General features: G+C 62.5%; 18 protein-coding genes and 1 tRNA gene. 12 read left to right on the plus strand and 7 right to left on the minus strand.

The genetic code is table 11. From position 1 onward, the window contains the following. Positions 1-137 precede the first annotated feature (137 nt). Positions 138-1,328: a glycosyltransferase family 2 protein gene (locus tag V7787_RS18515; protein ID WP_336088984.1), complete on the plus strand. Its 1,191-nt coding sequence runs from the start codon at positions 138-140 to the stop codon at positions 1,326-1,328. Positions 1,329-1,337: 9 nt separating this feature from the next. After that, positions 1,338-2,033: a polysaccharide deacetylase family protein gene (locus V7787_RS18520; RefSeq protein ID WP_336088985.1), complete on the plus strand. Its 696-nt coding sequence runs from the start codon at positions 1,338-1,340 to the stop codon at positions 2,031-2,033. Between the two features lies 1 nt (position 2,034). Here the strand turns inward: V7787_RS18520 and V7787_RS18525 are convergent, their stop codons facing one another. The 3 genes from V7787_RS18525 to V7787_RS18535 all read right to left on the minus strand — a co-directional run bounded on the left by V7787_RS18525 (position 2,035) and on the right by V7787_RS18535 (position 2,993). Next, a complete protein-coding gene (locus V7787_RS18525) occupies positions 2,035-2,349 on the minus strand; it encodes a hypothetical protein (protein ID WP_336088986.1) in 315 nt (104 codons plus the stop codon). A gap of 47 nt (positions 2,350-2,396) precedes the next feature. Next, positions 2,397-2,588: a hypothetical protein gene (locus V7787_RS18530; RefSeq protein WP_336088987.1), complete on the minus strand. Its 192-nt coding sequence runs from the start codon at positions 2,586-2,588 to the stop codon at positions 2,397-2,399. A gap of 111 nt (positions 2,589-2,699) precedes the next feature. Next, a complete protein-coding gene (locus V7787_RS18535; RefSeq protein ID WP_336088988.1) occupies positions 2,700-2,993 on the minus strand; it encodes a hypothetical protein in 294 nt (97 codons plus the stop codon). Between the two features lie 280 nt (positions 2,994-3,273). Here V7787_RS18535 and V7787_RS18540 point away from each other — a divergent pair, with 280 nt between their 5' ends. From V7787_RS18540 to V7787_RS18570, 7 genes are all read left to right on the plus strand, one after another. Beyond that, positions 3,274-3,543: a hypothetical protein gene (locus V7787_RS18540; RefSeq protein WP_336088989.1), complete on the plus strand. Its 270-nt coding sequence runs from the start codon at positions 3,274-3,276 to the stop codon at positions 3,541-3,543. A gap of 170 nt (positions 3,544-3,713) precedes the next feature. Then, positions 3,714-4,304: a hypothetical protein gene (locus V7787_RS18545; protein WP_336088990.1), complete on the plus strand. Its 591-nt coding sequence runs from the start codon at positions 3,714-3,716 to the stop codon at positions 4,302-4,304. Between the two features lie 275 nt (positions 4,305-4,579). Beyond that, positions 4,580-5,191 (plus strand): hypothetical protein, encoded by a 612-nt coding sequence (locus V7787_RS18550; protein WP_336088991.1) that lies wholly within the window; start codon positions 4,580-4,582, stop codon positions 5,189-5,191. Positions 5,192-5,384: 193 nt separating this feature from the next. Further along, positions 5,385-5,537 carry a hypothetical protein gene (locus V7787_RS18555; RefSeq protein WP_336088992.1) on the plus strand — a complete coding sequence of 51 codons (153 nt, stop codon included), beginning with the start codon at positions 5,385-5,387 and terminating at the stop codon, positions 5,535-5,537. 913 nt (positions 5,538-6,450) lie between these two features. Further along, entirely contained in the window at positions 6,451-7,128 is a 678-nt protein-coding gene (locus tag V7787_RS18560; protein WP_336088993.1) for a hypothetical protein, read from the plus strand. A 15-nt stretch (positions 7,129-7,143) separates the two neighbouring features. Beyond that, positions 7,144-7,590 (plus strand): type II toxin-antitoxin system YafO family toxin, encoded by a 447-nt coding sequence (locus V7787_RS18565; protein WP_336088994.1) that lies wholly within the window; start codon positions 7,144-7,146, stop codon positions 7,588-7,590. Next, positions 7,559-8,149, plus strand: coding sequence for a hypothetical protein (locus V7787_RS18570; RefSeq protein WP_336088995.1), 591 nt, complete (start codon positions 7,559-7,561; stop codon positions 8,147-8,149). Before V7787_RS18565 ends, V7787_RS18570 begins: the two co-directional genes overlap by 32 nt. A gap of 521 nt (positions 8,150-8,670) precedes the next feature. On the opposite strand, the gene V7787_RS18575 is transcribed toward V7787_RS18570, so the two are convergent. From V7787_RS18575 to V7787_RS18585, 3 genes are all read right to left on the minus strand, one after another. Next, positions 8,671-8,964 (minus strand): hypothetical protein, encoded by a 294-nt coding sequence (locus tag V7787_RS18575; RefSeq protein ID WP_336088996.1) that lies wholly within the window; start codon positions 8,962-8,964, stop codon positions 8,671-8,673. Continuing rightward, positions 8,961-9,509 (minus strand): HNH endonuclease signature motif containing protein, encoded by a 549-nt coding sequence (locus tag V7787_RS18580; RefSeq protein WP_336088997.1) that lies wholly within the window; start codon positions 9,507-9,509, stop codon positions 8,961-8,963. Before V7787_RS18580 ends, V7787_RS18575 begins: the two co-directional genes overlap by 4 nt. 727 nt (positions 9,510-10,236) lie before the next feature. Then, a complete protein-coding gene (locus V7787_RS18585; RefSeq protein ID WP_336088998.1) occupies positions 10,237-10,452 on the minus strand; it encodes a YegP family protein in 216 nt (71 codons plus the stop codon). Positions 10,453-10,645: 193 nt separating this feature from the next. Between V7787_RS18585 and V7787_RS18590 the strand changes: the two genes are divergently transcribed. Continuing rightward, positions 10,646-10,861 (plus strand): hypothetical protein, encoded by a 216-nt coding sequence (locus V7787_RS18590; RefSeq protein ID WP_336088999.1) that lies wholly within the window; start codon positions 10,646-10,648, stop codon positions 10,859-10,861. Positions 10,862-10,930: 69 nt separating this feature from the next. Here the strand turns inward: V7787_RS18590 and V7787_RS18595 are convergent. Continuing rightward, positions 10,931-11,007 (minus strand) — tRNA-Pro (locus V7787_RS18595). A 245-nt stretch (positions 11,008-11,252) separates the two neighbouring features. Between V7787_RS18595 and hisS the strand changes: the two genes are divergently transcribed. Together hisS and V7787_RS18605 are read left to right on the plus strand one after the other, a co-directional pair. Continuing rightward, a complete protein-coding gene (gene hisS / locus V7787_RS18600) occupies positions 11,253-12,638 on the plus strand; it encodes a histidine--tRNA ligase (protein ID WP_336089000.1) in 1,386 nt (461 codons plus the stop codon). A gap of 315 nt (positions 12,639-12,953) precedes the next feature. After that, positions 12,954-14,852, plus strand: a complete 1,899-nt coding sequence (locus tag V7787_RS18605) for an HAL/PAL/TAL family ammonia-lyase (RefSeq protein ID WP_336089001.1) — start codon at positions 12,954-12,956, stop codon at positions 14,850-14,852. Positions 14,853-14,878 lie beyond the last annotated feature (26 nt).

Consider the following 14,878-nt stretch of genomic DNA (forward strand, 5'->3'; position numbering starts at 1 on the left):
GCGTGCGGATCCGCGAACGCGGCTCTCCGTATCGACGCGTCCGGTCTGCCAATCAGACCCCTGCGAGTTCGCAGCCGCACGTGCGCGCATCGTTGCGCACGGACGCCCGCGCTCGCGTTGCCGGATGCGCGTGCCCCATGCTGAGCCAGTTCGTGTTGACCGGCGTCGTCGGTTTTTCCACCTTGATCCTGTTCGCCTGCCTGGTGTTTTTGGCCGGTTGGGCCTGTTACCGGATGTTGCGGCGGCCGCCTTCGCCGACCTTGAGCCGGTACCCGTTCGTTTCGATCCTGGTGCCGTTCTACAACGAGCCGGAAGAATCGTTTCTGACCACTCTGGAAGCGATCGAGCACAGCGTCTACGCCGGCGAGGTGGAGGTGCTGCTGGTCGACGACGGTTCGACCAATTCCACTCCCGCCGCGCTCGCGCACTGGTTGTCGCAACCACGGCGCAAGCGTTACCGGCTGATCGAGCGCGAGCGCAATGGCGGCGCCAAGGGCCTGGCGCTGGACGCGGCGCTGCCGCTGCTGTCGCCGGATTCGGACGTGGTCACGGTGATCGACAGCGATACGGTGATTCTGCCCGGCGCCTTGCGCAGCGCGGTCGAGGCCTTGTACTCCTCGCCGCGCCACGCCGCTGCCTGCGGTTTGATCGTGCCGGCCGGGCGGCATACCTCGTGGCTGCATCGGCTGCAGTTCTACGAGCACATCGGCGCCTTGGCCGCGATCCGCTACGTGCAGAGCAAGATCGGCGTGGTCAACGTCGTCGCCGGCGCGTTTTCGCTGCATCGCACCCAGGTGATCCGCGAACTGGGCGGGTGGGGCGAGTGGCTGGTCGAGGACATCGCCTGGACCTGGCGCGCCCTGGCCCATGGCTACTCGATCGCTTACGCGCCCGATGCGGTCGCCTACACGATTTGCCCGACCACCCTGGTCGGATTGTTCCGGCAACGCCGGCGCTGGGCGCGCGGGCGCCTGGAGTCGTTCCGCGTGGCCTGGGGGATTTCCTGGCCGCGCACGATGAAGATGCTGCCGTGGTGGCTGCTGTGGGCGCAGTCGGCGTTGGCGCCGACCTCGCTGCTGTTGTTGGCCGGTGGTTTGATCTACCGCAGCGATTCGCTGCTGGCGGTGGCGGCGCTGAATTGGCTGCTGATGGCGGTGCTCAACTTCATTTCGGTGCTGCACTCGCGCACCCGTTTGCAGTTGGGTCCGCTGGATCTGCTGCTGGTGTCGGTCTGCAACACGGTGATCGATGTGCTGTTGCTGCCGGCCAACGTGATCGGTCTGGTCGACGAACTGCGCGGCCATCGTAAAAGCTGGATGACCCGCTGAGCCGATGCCATGGACTATCACCCGTTCCTGAGCGACTACCCCGGGGTCTATTTCGGTCGCGGCTGCCCGAATCAGCGCCGGGTGGCGCTGAGTTTCGACGACGGGCCCGGCCGGGCCACGCCGGAGTTGCTGGCGCTGCTGCGCCAGTTGCGGATCGACGCGACCTTCTTCTGTCTCGGCCGCGCGGTCCGCGCCGCGCCGGGTGTGGTGGCGCGGATGCTCGCCGACGGACATGAGGTGGCCAACCATTCCATGAGCCACACCGACGCGCGCGGGTTGTCGCCGGCTGCGTTGATGGAGCAGGAAGTCCGGCCGGCGACGCGCGAGTTGCTGCGCGCGGGCGTGAACGCGGATTCGGCGCATCTGTTCCGTCCGGCGTACGGCGAAATCGAGGCCGAGCAGGTCGAACGGCTGGGCCGCGAGGGCTACACCGTCGCCGGTTGGTCGATCGACCCCAGCGACTGGCTCGAACCCGAAGCGCCCGGGCATGTGGAATGCGTGGTCGGCGCGGTGCTGGCGCGGATTCATCCCGGCGCGGTGGTGCTGTTGCACGACGGCGACGACGGCGACTACGCGCGCCATCGCATCGTCGACATCGTCCGCGAACTGGTGCCGGCGCTGCGCGCGCAGGGCTATGGTTTCGCCCGGGTCGGCGATTTGTTGCGCGAGCGCCGGGCGGTGCGGACCGACGGTTTAGGGGCCTAGCTCAGATCTGCTCGTAATAGCGCCGGTAACAGATCCAAGCCGACAGCAGCGCGATCCCCAGCGGCAGGAACAAGGCGTTGAGCTCCCAAGCCCGGCGCAGATGCAGGTCGGTCCAGAACAGCAGCGCGCAGTGCAGGGTGTACAGCACCACCACCACCACGCTCGCCGCCGGAACCAGATGGCCGACGATGTGCGGCATGTACAGGGTGTAGGTCGAGGACAGAAACACGCTCAACGCCGAGTAGACCAAGGCGTTGGCCAGATTCAATCGGAACATCAGCCGCGAAGCGGCCGGGTCGTGCCACATGGCGTTCATCGCTATCGTCCTTGTCGATTGCCGCGTCGCCGCGGAAGCTGTTGCGGTCAGTCCTTGCTTGGGCGCGCTCCGCAGGCGTGCGCGTATACGCGCGCCAACTCGCGTTTCAACGCGGCTTGTTCCCGCGCGATTTCGGCGGAGTGAGCCTGCGCCTGCTCTGGTTCGGCGGGCGGCACCGGCGCGGCAGCCGCCGGATCGCGCTTGGGCCATTCGTGGAATCGGTCTGGACGCTGTGCCATGCCTAAGTCCTCGTTGGGAGCCACTACGAATCTAGCGCTGCCGCGGGTTCGGCCCAAGTTCGTCGTGGCGGCATGCATTTGCCGAGTTTGGCCGATAGGGCGCTCGCTGTCTCAGCGCGCGTCCGGATCGTCGCTGCGGTCGCCAACCGCCTCGGGCTCGGCCGGCACCGGCGTCGCCGGTTTCTTGGCCAAACCCAGGCCCATCAACCAGGTCACCACGCCAGCGACGATGCTCCACAGACCCAAGGCCCAGAAATGCTCGGCGATGAAGGTGGTGACCGGTTGCGGGCCGTAGCCGCCGCCGCTGACCTGGGCGATGAGTTTGAACAAGGCGAGGAAGGCCAGGCCGAACATGCCCAGCCCGATGCCGATGAGGGTGAGGGCCAGTCGCGTGGTAGCTCGCATCGTGGGTCCGAGGTGTGGAAGTACCCGACCGACTCAGGCAGAGCGGGCGATCCGCGGACGATATCACCGGCGGGCCCGGCCGATGGCCGTGGCGCCGGTCGGGCAGGGCGGCGCGGGGTCGTTCGCGCGCCCTGCGATCGCGGCTGAAAAGCGCCGGCGCTTTGGACTTCGCCGAATTGTGGGCGATCTTCCATTCGTGGCGGATTTGGCATTTCGGGGACTTTCGCCGGCCATCGCGGCGGCGTATGTTGCCCATCAACATGTTAGGGAACGGTATCCCATGCGCAGGTTGATCCTGGTTCTGATTCTCGCCCTCGGCTTTGCCTTGCCGGCGCTCGCGCAGTCGGTGTCCTTCGGCAGCAAGGTGATCAGCGTCGGCGACCCGGCCGGACGCGTCTACGACGTGGCCGGCAAGCCCAACCGCACCATCCAGTTGGAGAACAAGTTCGGCGCCTCCACCGGCGAGCGCTGGGAGTACTACCTCGGCAACAAGACGGTGCTGATCGTGGTGCGCGAAGGCAAAGTCACCGAGATCAGCGAGGTGTTCTGACGCGCCGCTTCGATCGCCCCGCATCTGGCGGGTAAAGCAAGGCAACAGTCGGAAGGCCAGCGTTCGCTGGCCTTCTTGTATTCGGCGATGCCATCGCCGCGGCGCCGAGGCCGTCCGGGCTCTCGCGCACAACCATTGATAACGACACTCAAGGACAGGAGCGCTGGGCTGTGGGGAAATCGATACTGATCGCGGCAATGATGCTGGTCTGCGCCAATACCGTCGCCGCCGCGACGCCGGCGGCCAAAGCGCCGGCCGCTAAACCGTTGCAACCCTCCGAACTGGCCGGATGGCCGCGCATGCGCGCGACCGATTTCGGCTGCATGCTGGAAAAGCGTTTCGGCGCCGACGCCGGCCGCTTCGGTTGCGCCGCCGACTACGACCGCATCGTCTGGAGCGACGGCTGCGCCGGCGGCGAGAACTACAACGCCGGTCCGGAACTGCCGGCCCGCGTCGCCAAGACCCTGCCCGCGCCGGTCGAATCGGTGTCGCTGGATTGGGAGCACGGCGACTTGCGTTCGGTGACGGTGTATTTCGACCGCAAGCTCGGCAATGCCGAGATCGAGAAGACCTTCGGCGTGCGCATCGACGGATCGAATCGCGACAACCTGATGTCGGTGAACGTCGACGAATGCGCGAAGGGCAAAACCTGCCTGTCGCTGGACGGCTTCGAGCACATCGGCGGCGCCGACCTGGAAGAGGGTTGCGTACCGAACCCGGCGCCGAAGGCGGCCAAGAAGGCCAAGGGCAAGCATTCCTGAGTTCGTCGGCCGAAGGCGCGCGGGCCGGTAGCCGCGGTGGCGGAAGTCGAACCGTAAACCAAACATTCGTAACAGTCGGTGAGCAATCGTACCGAACTGATGAACAGCGCGCCCAGAAGGCAGGGCGTGAAGCTCGCAGAGCGATGGTGAGGAATGGTTGATGTCCCATGCTGGGGTGAGGATCGGTGAGCTTTTGACACGTCGGCTTATCGTGGCCGGGGCCACCACGCCCGTCCGTTGGTACGGCAGGGAGTCGCATCTGCTTGGGGGCAGACATGGACGTGAAATCGCTTTGCACCGCACTTGTGCTTTTGGCGGCCGTTTCTGGTTGCAAGCTTGACCGTGTGGTTCGGGATGATCTGCCCGAGTGGCCATGGAAAGCAGGTGAGGTTTGCGGCGCTGGTCCATGCGCCGAAAATCATGCTTTGAACGCGTGGAATGAAGCGGGGAAATTTTGCAACGGGTATCACCTTGACTCCAAGAAGGCCGCTGAACACAGCAAAGCTGCCCGACTCGGAATTAAGGGTGTTGGTGCTATAGCAGGTGCAATACTTGTGAACGTCACTACTGGCTCAGCGACGAAAGCTTGGGGCAGCGTAGCCGGCGCAGCCAACTCCTTCGGCCCTCAGATGGATGGCCTACTGAACAACGCAGTTGGCGTAAATCAGAGAGTGAGCATAGAGAATGCAATTGCGCGTTGGACGCCGCTGTACCACCAGACAAACGATGCCGGAACCAGGGTGTCTATTGCGATGAGCTTGGTGCACGAATGCGCGATGAGTTCCGCAAAGGCAGAACAAGCAGTTCTCGACGCGATCTCTAAAGCCACAACTAGCACTGCTGAGAAGATCACTCCTGTTCCTATTGCTCCCGCACCGGCGAACTAAGCGTGCCCGGTAAAGGATGGCCCTCGGAGGGTTGGAGCTAGGACGGGTCGACTACGCGACCGGTGGGCCTTGGGATGAGCCGGATGTTTCGGCCGCCCCATGTACATGGCTATATCCGATGCCTCGGGACGTGTGGCGCCCGAACTAGGCTCCAGGGTGCTAGCGTGTGCCGACCGAGCCCCTGGAGCGTGCTATGACCGACTGGCTGGCCCTGCTGGAAGACGAGCCTTGGAAGAACCCGGCGAACTTCATCGACGGGGTCTACGTCGGCCCGGCCATGGCGATCGTCATGCGCGCCAGGGCGAGGCGGGAGGCTGAGCAGGAGGCGGCATACATTAGCCGTTGAGGAAAGGAACAGAGAGCAGCGCTCTAACTCGCCGATCTAGTGTGTTCCCAGGCTGCTCGAACTGCCGGAATGGCCTCCTCCCAGTTCAGGGAGGAGCTGTGGCTTACCTGAGCGTACCTAGCCTCTAGAACCGGGAGGAGGCTCTCAAAGGGCTGGTTGGGATAGGCGATACACCCTGTAATTCCAATGTATAGCGCAGGAGCGTAATCGCGGAAGGCCAGGCCTTCCCGATAGAACGGCGCTGACGAGTAGTGCAGGATCCAATAGTCCAGGCCAGCGCCGGTTTGGTCGCGGGAATGGTTGGTCATGGCAGCGAATGTGGGCAGGGGGCGCTTGACGAACTTCCTGAGGGAAGTGTCCAGTCTATGCCTCTGGCCGAAAGTATTCGTAAACGCGCCGGTTTCCGGGCTCCCTGCACAGGCCCGCCCGCGGCACCTTCTTCAGGCTAGGCGCGGTCTCGGAGGCCGAGAAGGAAGCGCACGCCACCGCGGTTGCGGAGCGGGCTAGGGAGGCTGGGGAGTAGCGCCCACAGCAAAAACCCCGCTGGGGCGGGTTGGGCTAGCGCAGTTCAGCGGGGGCGGGGGGCTTTCGGTCAGTTGGAACGACCGTTCACGGCTTGGCCCGTCAGTCGCTCTTAGGGTGGGCGATGGCAGTGCGCGATACTTCTTTCGGTCGCGTCGAAAGGCAAGTCATTGATTCAGTTGACACTATTTCGGCGTGGCCGAAAAATGAACCAAATGGCGTCAACTTGGTCTAAGGACGCGACAAACCCCTATTTTTAAGCCCTGTCCGTGTTCACTGAAAAGTGTCAATAGCTTTGCTAGTGTTCGCGCCGAAGCAATACCTCCGGGGGGAGGGTTATGGCAATTCTAGTGATGGACTACAAACGACGCGGCACGTTAGGGGCTCCTGTATGAGTTCCCTCGCCGTGATGTCGATCTCCCGGGAAGACGACTTTGCCGGCGGCGAAGCCTGGGTGAGTAGTTTCACCAAGGTGGCCGCAGCCATCTCGTCCCCTCACTTGATCAAGTTAGCTGACCGCCCCAGTTGGGCGAGTTCAGAGCCACACCATGACGAGAAATTGGCCGAACTGCTGGCTTCGACGGAAGAGGTAGCGTCAACCCTTGATTCTCTTGCTGCGGCCGCCGACCACGGCAGAGCACTGGCAGCGGATGTGCGCAATAGGGCAGGCACGCCTAACGCTGTGCTCGATCGTTCGTGCGAGATTCGGGAAATGGTGGAGAACGCTCTGCGGGTGAACGACGTCTCAACTGCGAAAGCGCAACGGGGATTAACTGTTGCTGCGAGCCTTCCTCCTGAGGCACAGAATCGCGTGAGTGAGGTATTGCAGCGCGTTATAGATGGGCTAAAGGCGCTGCGCGAGGCCTTTGAGGCTATTCACGCAGCGATAGAGTTCAGTGCTGATGCTTCGATTGACCCCTCGGAAATGAGTCTCTCGTTCGATGAAATGCTGAGCTCCCGCTACGGAGATCGTTCGAGTCGTATGGCGTCTCTTATTGATCGCCTGAATGACGGGTCCAAACTTTCAGTTGATGGATTACGCAAGCTTTCCCGGCGCAAATCTAACTGACGTTGAGGCCAGTGGATGGCAATCTACTACACGGATGCTCTTCAGGATGCGCTCGGGGATTTTATCGTTGAGTTCACAGAAGAGTTTGACTGGTGGAAATCGGACTTCGGAAATCGAGAGTACTCAAGCGCAATATTTGGCAAAGATTCTTCATACGAACGTGTGCTTGTCAGCGGGAAGGCGTTTGTGCTCCGCCACGTCCATTTGACACCAACAGATCCTGATGCACTTGCTGTGTGGAACAGGCGGTGGAAGCAAAGGTCACGAAAGACTAGTGATCGAGCGCTGGTTTATGTTTCGGACGGGAAAGAAGATCACCTATTGATCGCAGTTCTCGATGAGCCTGATGCGCACGCGATTGCTGAGATGAAAACGCCGGCAGATAGGGCGACAATGGAAGACTTGGCAGATTGCGCTGACGAGTTCTTATGTGGTCAACGAAGTAAGTTCCGGGCTGCATAGGGCTCACCAACAAAAAGCCCCGCAATGCGGGGCTTTTTTGTTGGTCGATCAATTGCTGCCTGAGACGGATCGCTATCCGCATCGCCCACTCGCGGTTGTCGAGCGGCCGCTCCGTACAAAGGTGAGGACTATTGGCCGTTGGGCGGGATTTCAGGCCCGAGCCGCAGATGCGATCTGCCGCTCCCGATGTCCCTGCAGCCTGGGCTATGCCTCCGATCGTCCACAAGCGGGCTGGCCGGCAGCAGCAGCCGCATCTAAAATCGTGCACTACGAGAAAAAAGGGGGGGCACCAATGCACACTGAAGAAAGATGGCGAGGGATCTTCACCTTGCTGATGTATGGTCTTGTTGGTGTTAGAGACCTCAAAAGCTTCTTTCCACGAACTCTTGCCAAGGTGAAAAATGGGGAGGGAATTATTTTTTCCCCGGAGGAAATGAGGCACGCGATTGAGATGGCGCTCAGCTCATCGGAAGATCTGACAAAGTTCGAAGGTGTTCTTCACTCAGAGGAAGAGATACGCCGATATTTCTCGAAGATACTGGAGCGTCTGTCGGATTGATCGTCTGGTTTAGTCCGGGGTCGCGATTTTCCCCTCAAACGATTCTTTGTCATCCCCAGTTCCGCCTTGTCGCCTGCCCCTAGATGTTCTGCAAGACCTTTGAGAAGTACTCGCGAAGAACTGCGTTGGAATAGGGGAGGCCGCCCAAGCGCTCTGCCACTTCAGATAGGTCGATCGAAGAGGCCAACACCCTCTCGATGGCTACCTTCACATCTTCGGGCGAGAACTTACCGAAGCCAGTCCGGGCCATGTGCAATGTTCTCGGGAGATGCTTTTCCAGATCCCTTACGAAAAGTAGCGAGTACAGTATCGCTATTGTCGGCCCGTACCAACTTCTATCGTCCGTCATTCTTCTCAGTATCCATGCGAAATCGATGGCGCGGAGTTTGCCCTAAATGGCTCCGTGCGTGTTGGCTGCAGCTCTACGTGCAATCTTAGTTGGTGGACGCTGGCAATCCGTTGCTGGCCTTGCTGCTAAGACACTGCGACTGCACGGATTCGCATCGGACGATTGGCGTCTGTTATCCGCTTACCGGCTTAGAGAGTGCTGGTTGCGCCGCTGGCTTCCCGTGGCTCGGCCCCTCCAACGCAGGTCGCCCGTCTATCACGCTTGCATCAGAAGGAATGAAGCCAGAACCGCGGACGCTGTCCGTCACACGCATGAACTCGACTTCTACCTTAGCCGAGTTGATGAGCACTTGCGCAACGTTCGCGATAGCAATGGCGCGCTCAATCTCCATCGGATTGTCCGGGTCCGATAGGCCTTCTATCACTGCGAACAAGTGATTGCGGAGATCCTCGATCTTGTTCTTCATGACTTCTCCGCAATTTTTGTCTTTAGGCGGCCTAGGGCAAAGAGCGCCTGACGTAACTCTTTTGGAAAGGCCCCGTATCTTTGTCCGGCGCGTCTAGAATTCTCAGCCGCAGTTACGAGCTCTAAATTTTCTAAGCGGCTATCTGTTGTGTTCCAGTTCTTGAAGACTACCCGGTAGCCCGGGGGGATCGGTCCGTGCGCTTCCTCCCACACTATCCGGTGCACGTATTTCCAATCAGCAGAGTGGTCGCCCGTGAGATTTACCTTCCGCATCACACAGCCGTGGCGGAATATTTCAGTGCCAATGGGTTTCGGCGGGTTAGTGAGGCGTTCTCGCGGCACCTTGTGGCCCGGCTGGAATTCGTGTGGATGCCTCAGCATGTAGTCATCTGTCTTCCTCAAAGCAAGCTGTCCGGCTTTTCGTCGGGTGGCGAGATACGGCCGGCCGATTCGTTCGGAGACCTCGCGAGTGCGCATGTTCGGATATAGCTCGCATAGCAGGGCGATCTCCTGCTCGGTCCATTGCGGAACTCTGGATTTGGGCATGTGGCAGTCTCAAGCTCAACGAGCCATCAAGGATGGTGGCTTCGAATAGCTCAGCAGCATCTCAGGTGATGAGACTGCATCAGCTCAAGTTCCAATCAGAGCAGCGGCTGACTTCTTCGGTTTCAAACCGGAAAAGTGAGTTGTACCCCTTAAGGTGTACAACTACGCAGATCAGCGCAGTTCAACCGTACCCCTCAAGGTATACGGTTGCGGAGTAAGTGCTTGATCTGGCCGGAGTACGCCAATGGCGTCAGTCGCTCACTCGGCAGAATCCGTGGCGGCGTGTGGGCTCCCGAAAGGGACGATCGGGGCTCACATCGGTGGCGATAAATTACCCATTTTTGCCTCTTCTGCGACGTTGAAACCTCGCATAGACAATGAGTTACTGCTGGCGCTGTCCGGCGATCTCAAACTCCGGAAAACCCAATCCCCACAACGCTCAATGGATTTCCTGCAGTTCGAAGGGGGCGCTGTAACGGCGCTCCCCCTTTCCCACCGTTGGTGGAGAGTGGGTAGCGATTCGCACCCCCCTGGCAGAACTCGTGCTCGACCGGTGCCGATACAGGAAATCCTGTATCGCCCTTCATCTCCTCACATTGAGGAAAAGGGATTCGGACCCCAAGCCCTGCGATTCCGGGATTTCCCGGTAACTGTGGCCCCGGCTCACCGTTGAATCACTCCAATCAGAGTGATTTGAGATAGCAGGAATTCCGGCTATCTCCAGGCACTACGAGTTGTCCTCGACGCGGGTCAGAGCATTAGTTCCCTTGACCAGGTTTATTGCATTCTGGCAGTCCGCTTTGTTCACGTAGTCCTCGCCTGAGGCGATGATCTCGTGGTTGTCGGACCAGAGTCGCCACCTGTATTGGCCTTTCGTTCCCAGGCCAGCCAACGCGTTGCCGAGGAGGCCGCCGCCTCCCTCTCGATAGATTTCAAACTTCATGACGATCCCTCCCTGTAGTTCTCCCGAAAACGGGATGGCAGGTGGCGACCGGCCATTGGGTAGCATCTCCGCCCTTGCGACATGCGCGATCGCAACCGGTCGGGCAACCGGCCGCGGAAGGCCAGGAAATCCGTTAACGAGGATTGAGCCGGCTCCCGCCGCTTCGATCCCACTCACTCTGACGGAGCAGGAAATGGAACTACTGTCTCGTATCGTGCTGGCGCTGCTTTGGCTCGCAACCCTTGTCGGTACCGGGGTGGGGGCATACCTACTTAGCTTCGCCTTCGAAGCTCAGGCAGCGCCTGCACAGGCTGCTGGCGCAGGTATGGCTTGCGCCTGCGCGGTCATTCCCTATGTGGTGACCCGAGCAGTCGAAGGCATCCTCGTTGGGCCGAGTGCTCGCAGCTGATTTGCAGACTTTTTGCAGACATGAAAAAGCCGGCGCGAGGCCGGCTTGATCGAAAACATCACGAAAAAATGGTCGGGGAGACAGGATTCGAACCTGCGACCTCTACGTCCCGAACGTAGCGCTCTACCAGACTGAGCTACACCCCGACTTCGTGAGCCGCAAATTCTAGCGGCGACCCCAGGGCCGGCGCAAGGGGTCTGTCGCCAAGAATTCGTCCGCGCGGTCCCGATGCCCCGGAAAACCCCGCCGGGCGGGGCGCGGCGGCGTGGGGCGAGCGATGGAGCAAGGCGGACGTTAGACTATTCCGACCGCCGATCGGCGCCGGGCCAAGCCCGTCCCGCGCCGTCGCGGCCATCCCCACGTACCGCCCGATGCCATTGGAGTTCTTCGCTTGATCAAGCCGCGCACCCCACCCGGGGTCATGGAGCTGCTGCCCCGTGACCAGATCGCGTTCCAGCGCATGCTCGACACGATTCGCCGCAATTTCGAGCGGTTCGGCTTTCTGCCGGTGGAAACCCCGGTGATGGAGCTGACCGAGGTGCTGCTGACCAAGTCGGGCGGCGAGACCGAGCGGCAGGTGTATTTCGCCGAATCCACCGGTTCGCGCGAAAAGAATCTGCAATCCGGCGAAGCCACGCTGCCGGAACTGGCGCTGCGTTTCGATCTGACCGTGCCGCTGGCGCGCTACGTGGCCGAGCACGAACACGATCTGGCGTTCCCGTTCCGCCGCTATCAGATGCAGCGGGTCTACCGCGGCGAGCGCCAGCAGCGCGGGCGTTTCCGCGAGTTCTACCAGTGCGACATCGACGTGGTCGGCAAGGACGCGCTAAGCGTGCGTTACGACGCCGAGCTGCCGGCCTGCATCTACGCGGTGTTCGCCGAACTCGACATCGGCGCGTTCACCATCCAGCTCAACAACCGCAAGCTGCTGCGCGGCTTCTTCGAATCCCAGGGTGTGGCCGAGGGCGAGTTGCAGGCGCTGGTGCTGCGTGAGATCGACAAGCTCGACAAGCGCGGCGCGGACTACGTGCGCGACACCCTGACCGGCCCGGGCTTCGGCCTGGCCGCGGATGCGGTGGCGACCATCCTGCAGTTCGTGGAAGTGCGCTCGACCTCGCATCAGGACGCGCTGGCCAAGCTGGACGCATTGGGCGACGGCAATCAGTCGCTGCGCGAAGGCGTGGCCGAACTGCGCGAGGTGATCGAACTGATCCGCGCGCTGGGCGTGCCGGAGCAGAACTACGCCCTGAACTTCTCGATCGCGCGCGGCCTGGACTACTACACCGGCACGGTCTACGAGACCACCCTCAACGATTACCCGTCGCTGGGTTCGATCTGCTCGGGCGGCCGTTACGAAGACCTGGCCAGCCACTACACCAAGTCCAAGCTGCCCGGCGTGGGCATCTCGATCGGCCTGACCCGGCTGTTCTGGCAGTTGCAGGAAGCCAAGCTGATCAGCACGGCCGAGAGCAGCGTGCAAGTGTTGGTGACGCAAATGAGCGATGCGTTGCTGCCGCAATGCCTGGCGGTGGCCAACGAGTTGCGCCACGGCGGCCTCAACACCGAAGTGGTGATGGAGGCGTCCAAGCTCAAACAGCAATTCCGCTACGCCGACCGAGCCGGCATCCGCTTCGTGGTGGTGCTGGGCGAGGACGAGATCGCCAAGGGCGTGGCCACGGTCAAGGACCTGCGGCGCGAGGATCAGTTCGAAGTGCCGCGCAGCGAATTGGCCCGCACCTTGCGGGTCGAGTTGGAACAATCGCGGGTCATGCAGTGACCCAGCAGCGAATCGGCCGCGAGCGTAGCGCCCGTGTCGGCGCCGGGGATGGTTCGATCCCGGCGCGCATGGGCCGCGCGAACGGCCGCAAATCCGTCGACGCGGATGCGTCGGCGGATTGCGTCATCGGCCTGTCCACGCGCCGGATCGCGATCCGGCGTCGCGGCGGGCCGACTCCACTCCGCGGCGCGCAGGTGCGGCCGCGGTTCCCAATGTTTCATTGACGCACCGACTCCCGAGTACGCTCGGCCGGGTCCGCCGCTCGCGACGGTCCCCGCCGTTCAGATGATCGCCAGGGTGCGAGGCGAGGTTATTGTGAACAAGATCCAGCTCGACGGCCGTTCGCTGACGCGGTCGCAACTCGTTGCCGTGGCCTACGGCGCCCAAGTCGAACTTTCCGCGGCGCAGTTGCCGGCGGTGGCGCGCGCGGCCGATTTTCTGGCCGAACAAGTACGCCGCGAAGAACCGATCTACGGCGTGTCCACCGGTTTCGGCAGCAATGCCGACCGCTTGCTCGGCGCGCACCACCTGCGCGACCAGCTGCCGGGCGCGCGCCGCTCGCAGGAAACCCTGCACGAAGAACTGCAGCGCAATCTGATCGTCACCCACGCGGTGTGCGTGGGCGAGGCGTTCGCGCCGGAGATTGTGCGGGCGATGCTGTGCATCCGCATCAACACCTTGATGCGCGGTCACTCGGGCATCCGGGTGGAAACGCTGAATGCTTTGACCGCGATGCTCAACGCCGGGATCGTGCCGGTGGTGCCGCAACTGGGTTCGGTCGGCGCCAGCGGCGATCTGGCGCCGTTGTCGCATCTGGCCATCGTGCTGCTCGGCGGCGGCGAAGCCTTCTTCGAAGGCGAGCGCATGCCCGGCGCGCAGGCGCTGGAGCGCGCCGGCCTCAAGCCGGTCAAGCTGTCGTACAAGGAAGGTCTGGCGCTCAACAACGGCACCGCGCAGATGTTGGCGTGCGGCGTGTTGGCGCTGGCCAAGCTGGAAGATCTGCTCGACACCGCCGATCTGGCCGCGGCGATGACCATCGACGCCTTCGCCGGCCGTCTGGGCGCGTTCGCGCCGGAAGTGCATGCGCTGCGTCCGCATCCCGGCCAAGTGCGCGTCGCCGAGAATCTGCGCAACTTGCTCGACGGTTCGACCCTGGCCGATATCCCGTACCACCTGGTGCCGCGCTTCCGACCGTGGCTGCCGCAGAGCTGGGACACCGAAGCCGCGCAGCAGCTCAGCTTCGATATCGGCTGGGATTGGGTGCCGTTCGGCCAGCGTCACGGCCGCGAGAAGTTCTACAACCGCTTCCGCCCGTTCCGCGGCGGCAAGAAGCATCAGCCGCAGGACAGCTACTCGCTGCGCTGCATCCCGCAGGTGCACGGCGCGGTCCGCGACGCGATCGCCCAGGCCGCGCGGGTGCTGGAGATCGAGCTCAACTCGCTGACCGACAACCCGATCGTGTTCCCGGACGCGCAGGCCGAGCATGTCGAGCAGCAGGTGATTTCGGCCGGGCACTTCCACGGCATGCCGCTGGCGCTGGCGATGAGCTACGTCAAGGCGGCGATCCCGGTGTTGGCGAGCATCTCCGAGCGGCGCTTGAACAAGCTGGTCGATCCGGCCACCAACGACGGCTTGCCGGGCTTTTTGATCGGCAACGAAGACGCGACCGAATCGGGCCACATGATCGTGCAGTACACCGCCGCGGCGATCGTCAACGATCTGGCCAGCCGCGCGCATCCGGCCTCGGTGTATTCGATCCCGACCAGCGCCAACGCCGAAGACCATGTCTCGATGGGCGCCAACGAGGCGCGCCACGTGCTGGCGATGGCCGAGGATCTGGGCAAGGTGCTGGCGCTGGAGCTGTACACCGCCGCGCAAGCGCTGGACCTGCGCCGCGACATGATCAACGCCGCGCGCGATCTGGCCGATCGCGCCGACGCGCGCACCCTGGCGGCGAAGGTGTTCGGCGGTCCGGTCGGCGACAGCGCCGAGCACGCCGACTTCCTGGCCGAAGTCGAAGGGCTGCGTGCGGAGCTGTCGGCGGCGGACGAGTTCCGTCCGGGCCGCGCGGTTGCGATCGCCCATGCCAAGTTGCGCGAGTCGATTCCGTTCCTCGATCACGATCGCGCGCTCGACGGCGAAGTGGCGACGGCGGTGCAGCTGGTGCGCGACGGCAGTGTGCTGTCGGCGGTGCGCGCGGGTTTGCAGGACTGATCCGATCGCCGTGAAGTGAGTTCCCC

It is taken from the genome of Pseudomonas sp. CGJS7 (assembly GCF_036961695.1).

Bases quoted from the DNA above. Each gene is read 5' to 3' on its own strand.
- V7787_RS18515 (WP_336088984.1), top strand. From the start codon at position 138: ATGCTGAGCCAGTTCGTGTTGACCGGCGTCGTCGGTTTTTCCACCTTG.
- V7787_RS18520 (WP_336088985.1), top strand. From the start codon at position 1,338: ATGGACTATCACCCGTTCCTGAGCGACTACCCCGGGGTCTATTTCGGT.
- V7787_RS18525 (WP_336088986.1), bottom strand. From the start codon at position 2,349: ATGAACGCCATGTGGCACGACCCGGCCGCTTCGCGGCTGATGTTCCGA.
- V7787_RS18530 (WP_336088987.1), bottom strand. From the start codon at position 2,588: ATGGCACAGCGTCCAGACCGATTCCACGAATGGCCCAAGCGCGATCCG.
- V7787_RS18535 (WP_336088988.1), bottom strand. From the start codon at position 2,993: ATGCGAGCTACCACGCGACTGGCCCTCACCCTCATCGGCATCGGGCTG.
- V7787_RS18540 (WP_336088989.1), top strand. From the start codon at position 3,274: ATGCGCAGGTTGATCCTGGTTCTGATTCTCGCCCTCGGCTTTGCCTTG.
- V7787_RS18550 (WP_336088991.1), top strand. From the start codon at position 4,580: ATGGACGTGAAATCGCTTTGCACCGCACTTGTGCTTTTGGCGGCCGTT.
- V7787_RS18555 (WP_336088992.1), top strand. From the start codon at position 5,385: ATGACCGACTGGCTGGCCCTGCTGGAAGACGAGCCTTGGAAGAACCCG.
- V7787_RS18560 (WP_336088993.1), top strand. From the start codon at position 6,451: ATGAGTTCCCTCGCCGTGATGTCGATCTCCCGGGAAGACGACTTTGCC.
- V7787_RS18565 (WP_336088994.1), top strand. From the start codon at position 7,144: ATGGCAATCTACTACACGGATGCTCTTCAGGATGCGCTCGGGGATTTT.
- V7787_RS18575 (WP_336088996.1), bottom strand. From the start codon at position 8,964: ATGAAGAACAAGATCGAGGATCTCCGCAATCACTTGTTCGCAGTGATA.
- V7787_RS18580 (WP_336088997.1), bottom strand. From the start codon at position 9,509: ATGCCCAAATCCAGAGTTCCGCAATGGACCGAGCAGGAGATCGCCCTG.
- V7787_RS18585 (WP_336088998.1), bottom strand. From the start codon at position 10,452: ATGAAGTTTGAAATCTATCGAGAGGGAGGCGGCGGCCTCCTCGGCAAC.
- V7787_RS18590 (WP_336088999.1), top strand. From the start codon at position 10,646: ATGGAACTACTGTCTCGTATCGTGCTGGCGCTGCTTTGGCTCGCAACC.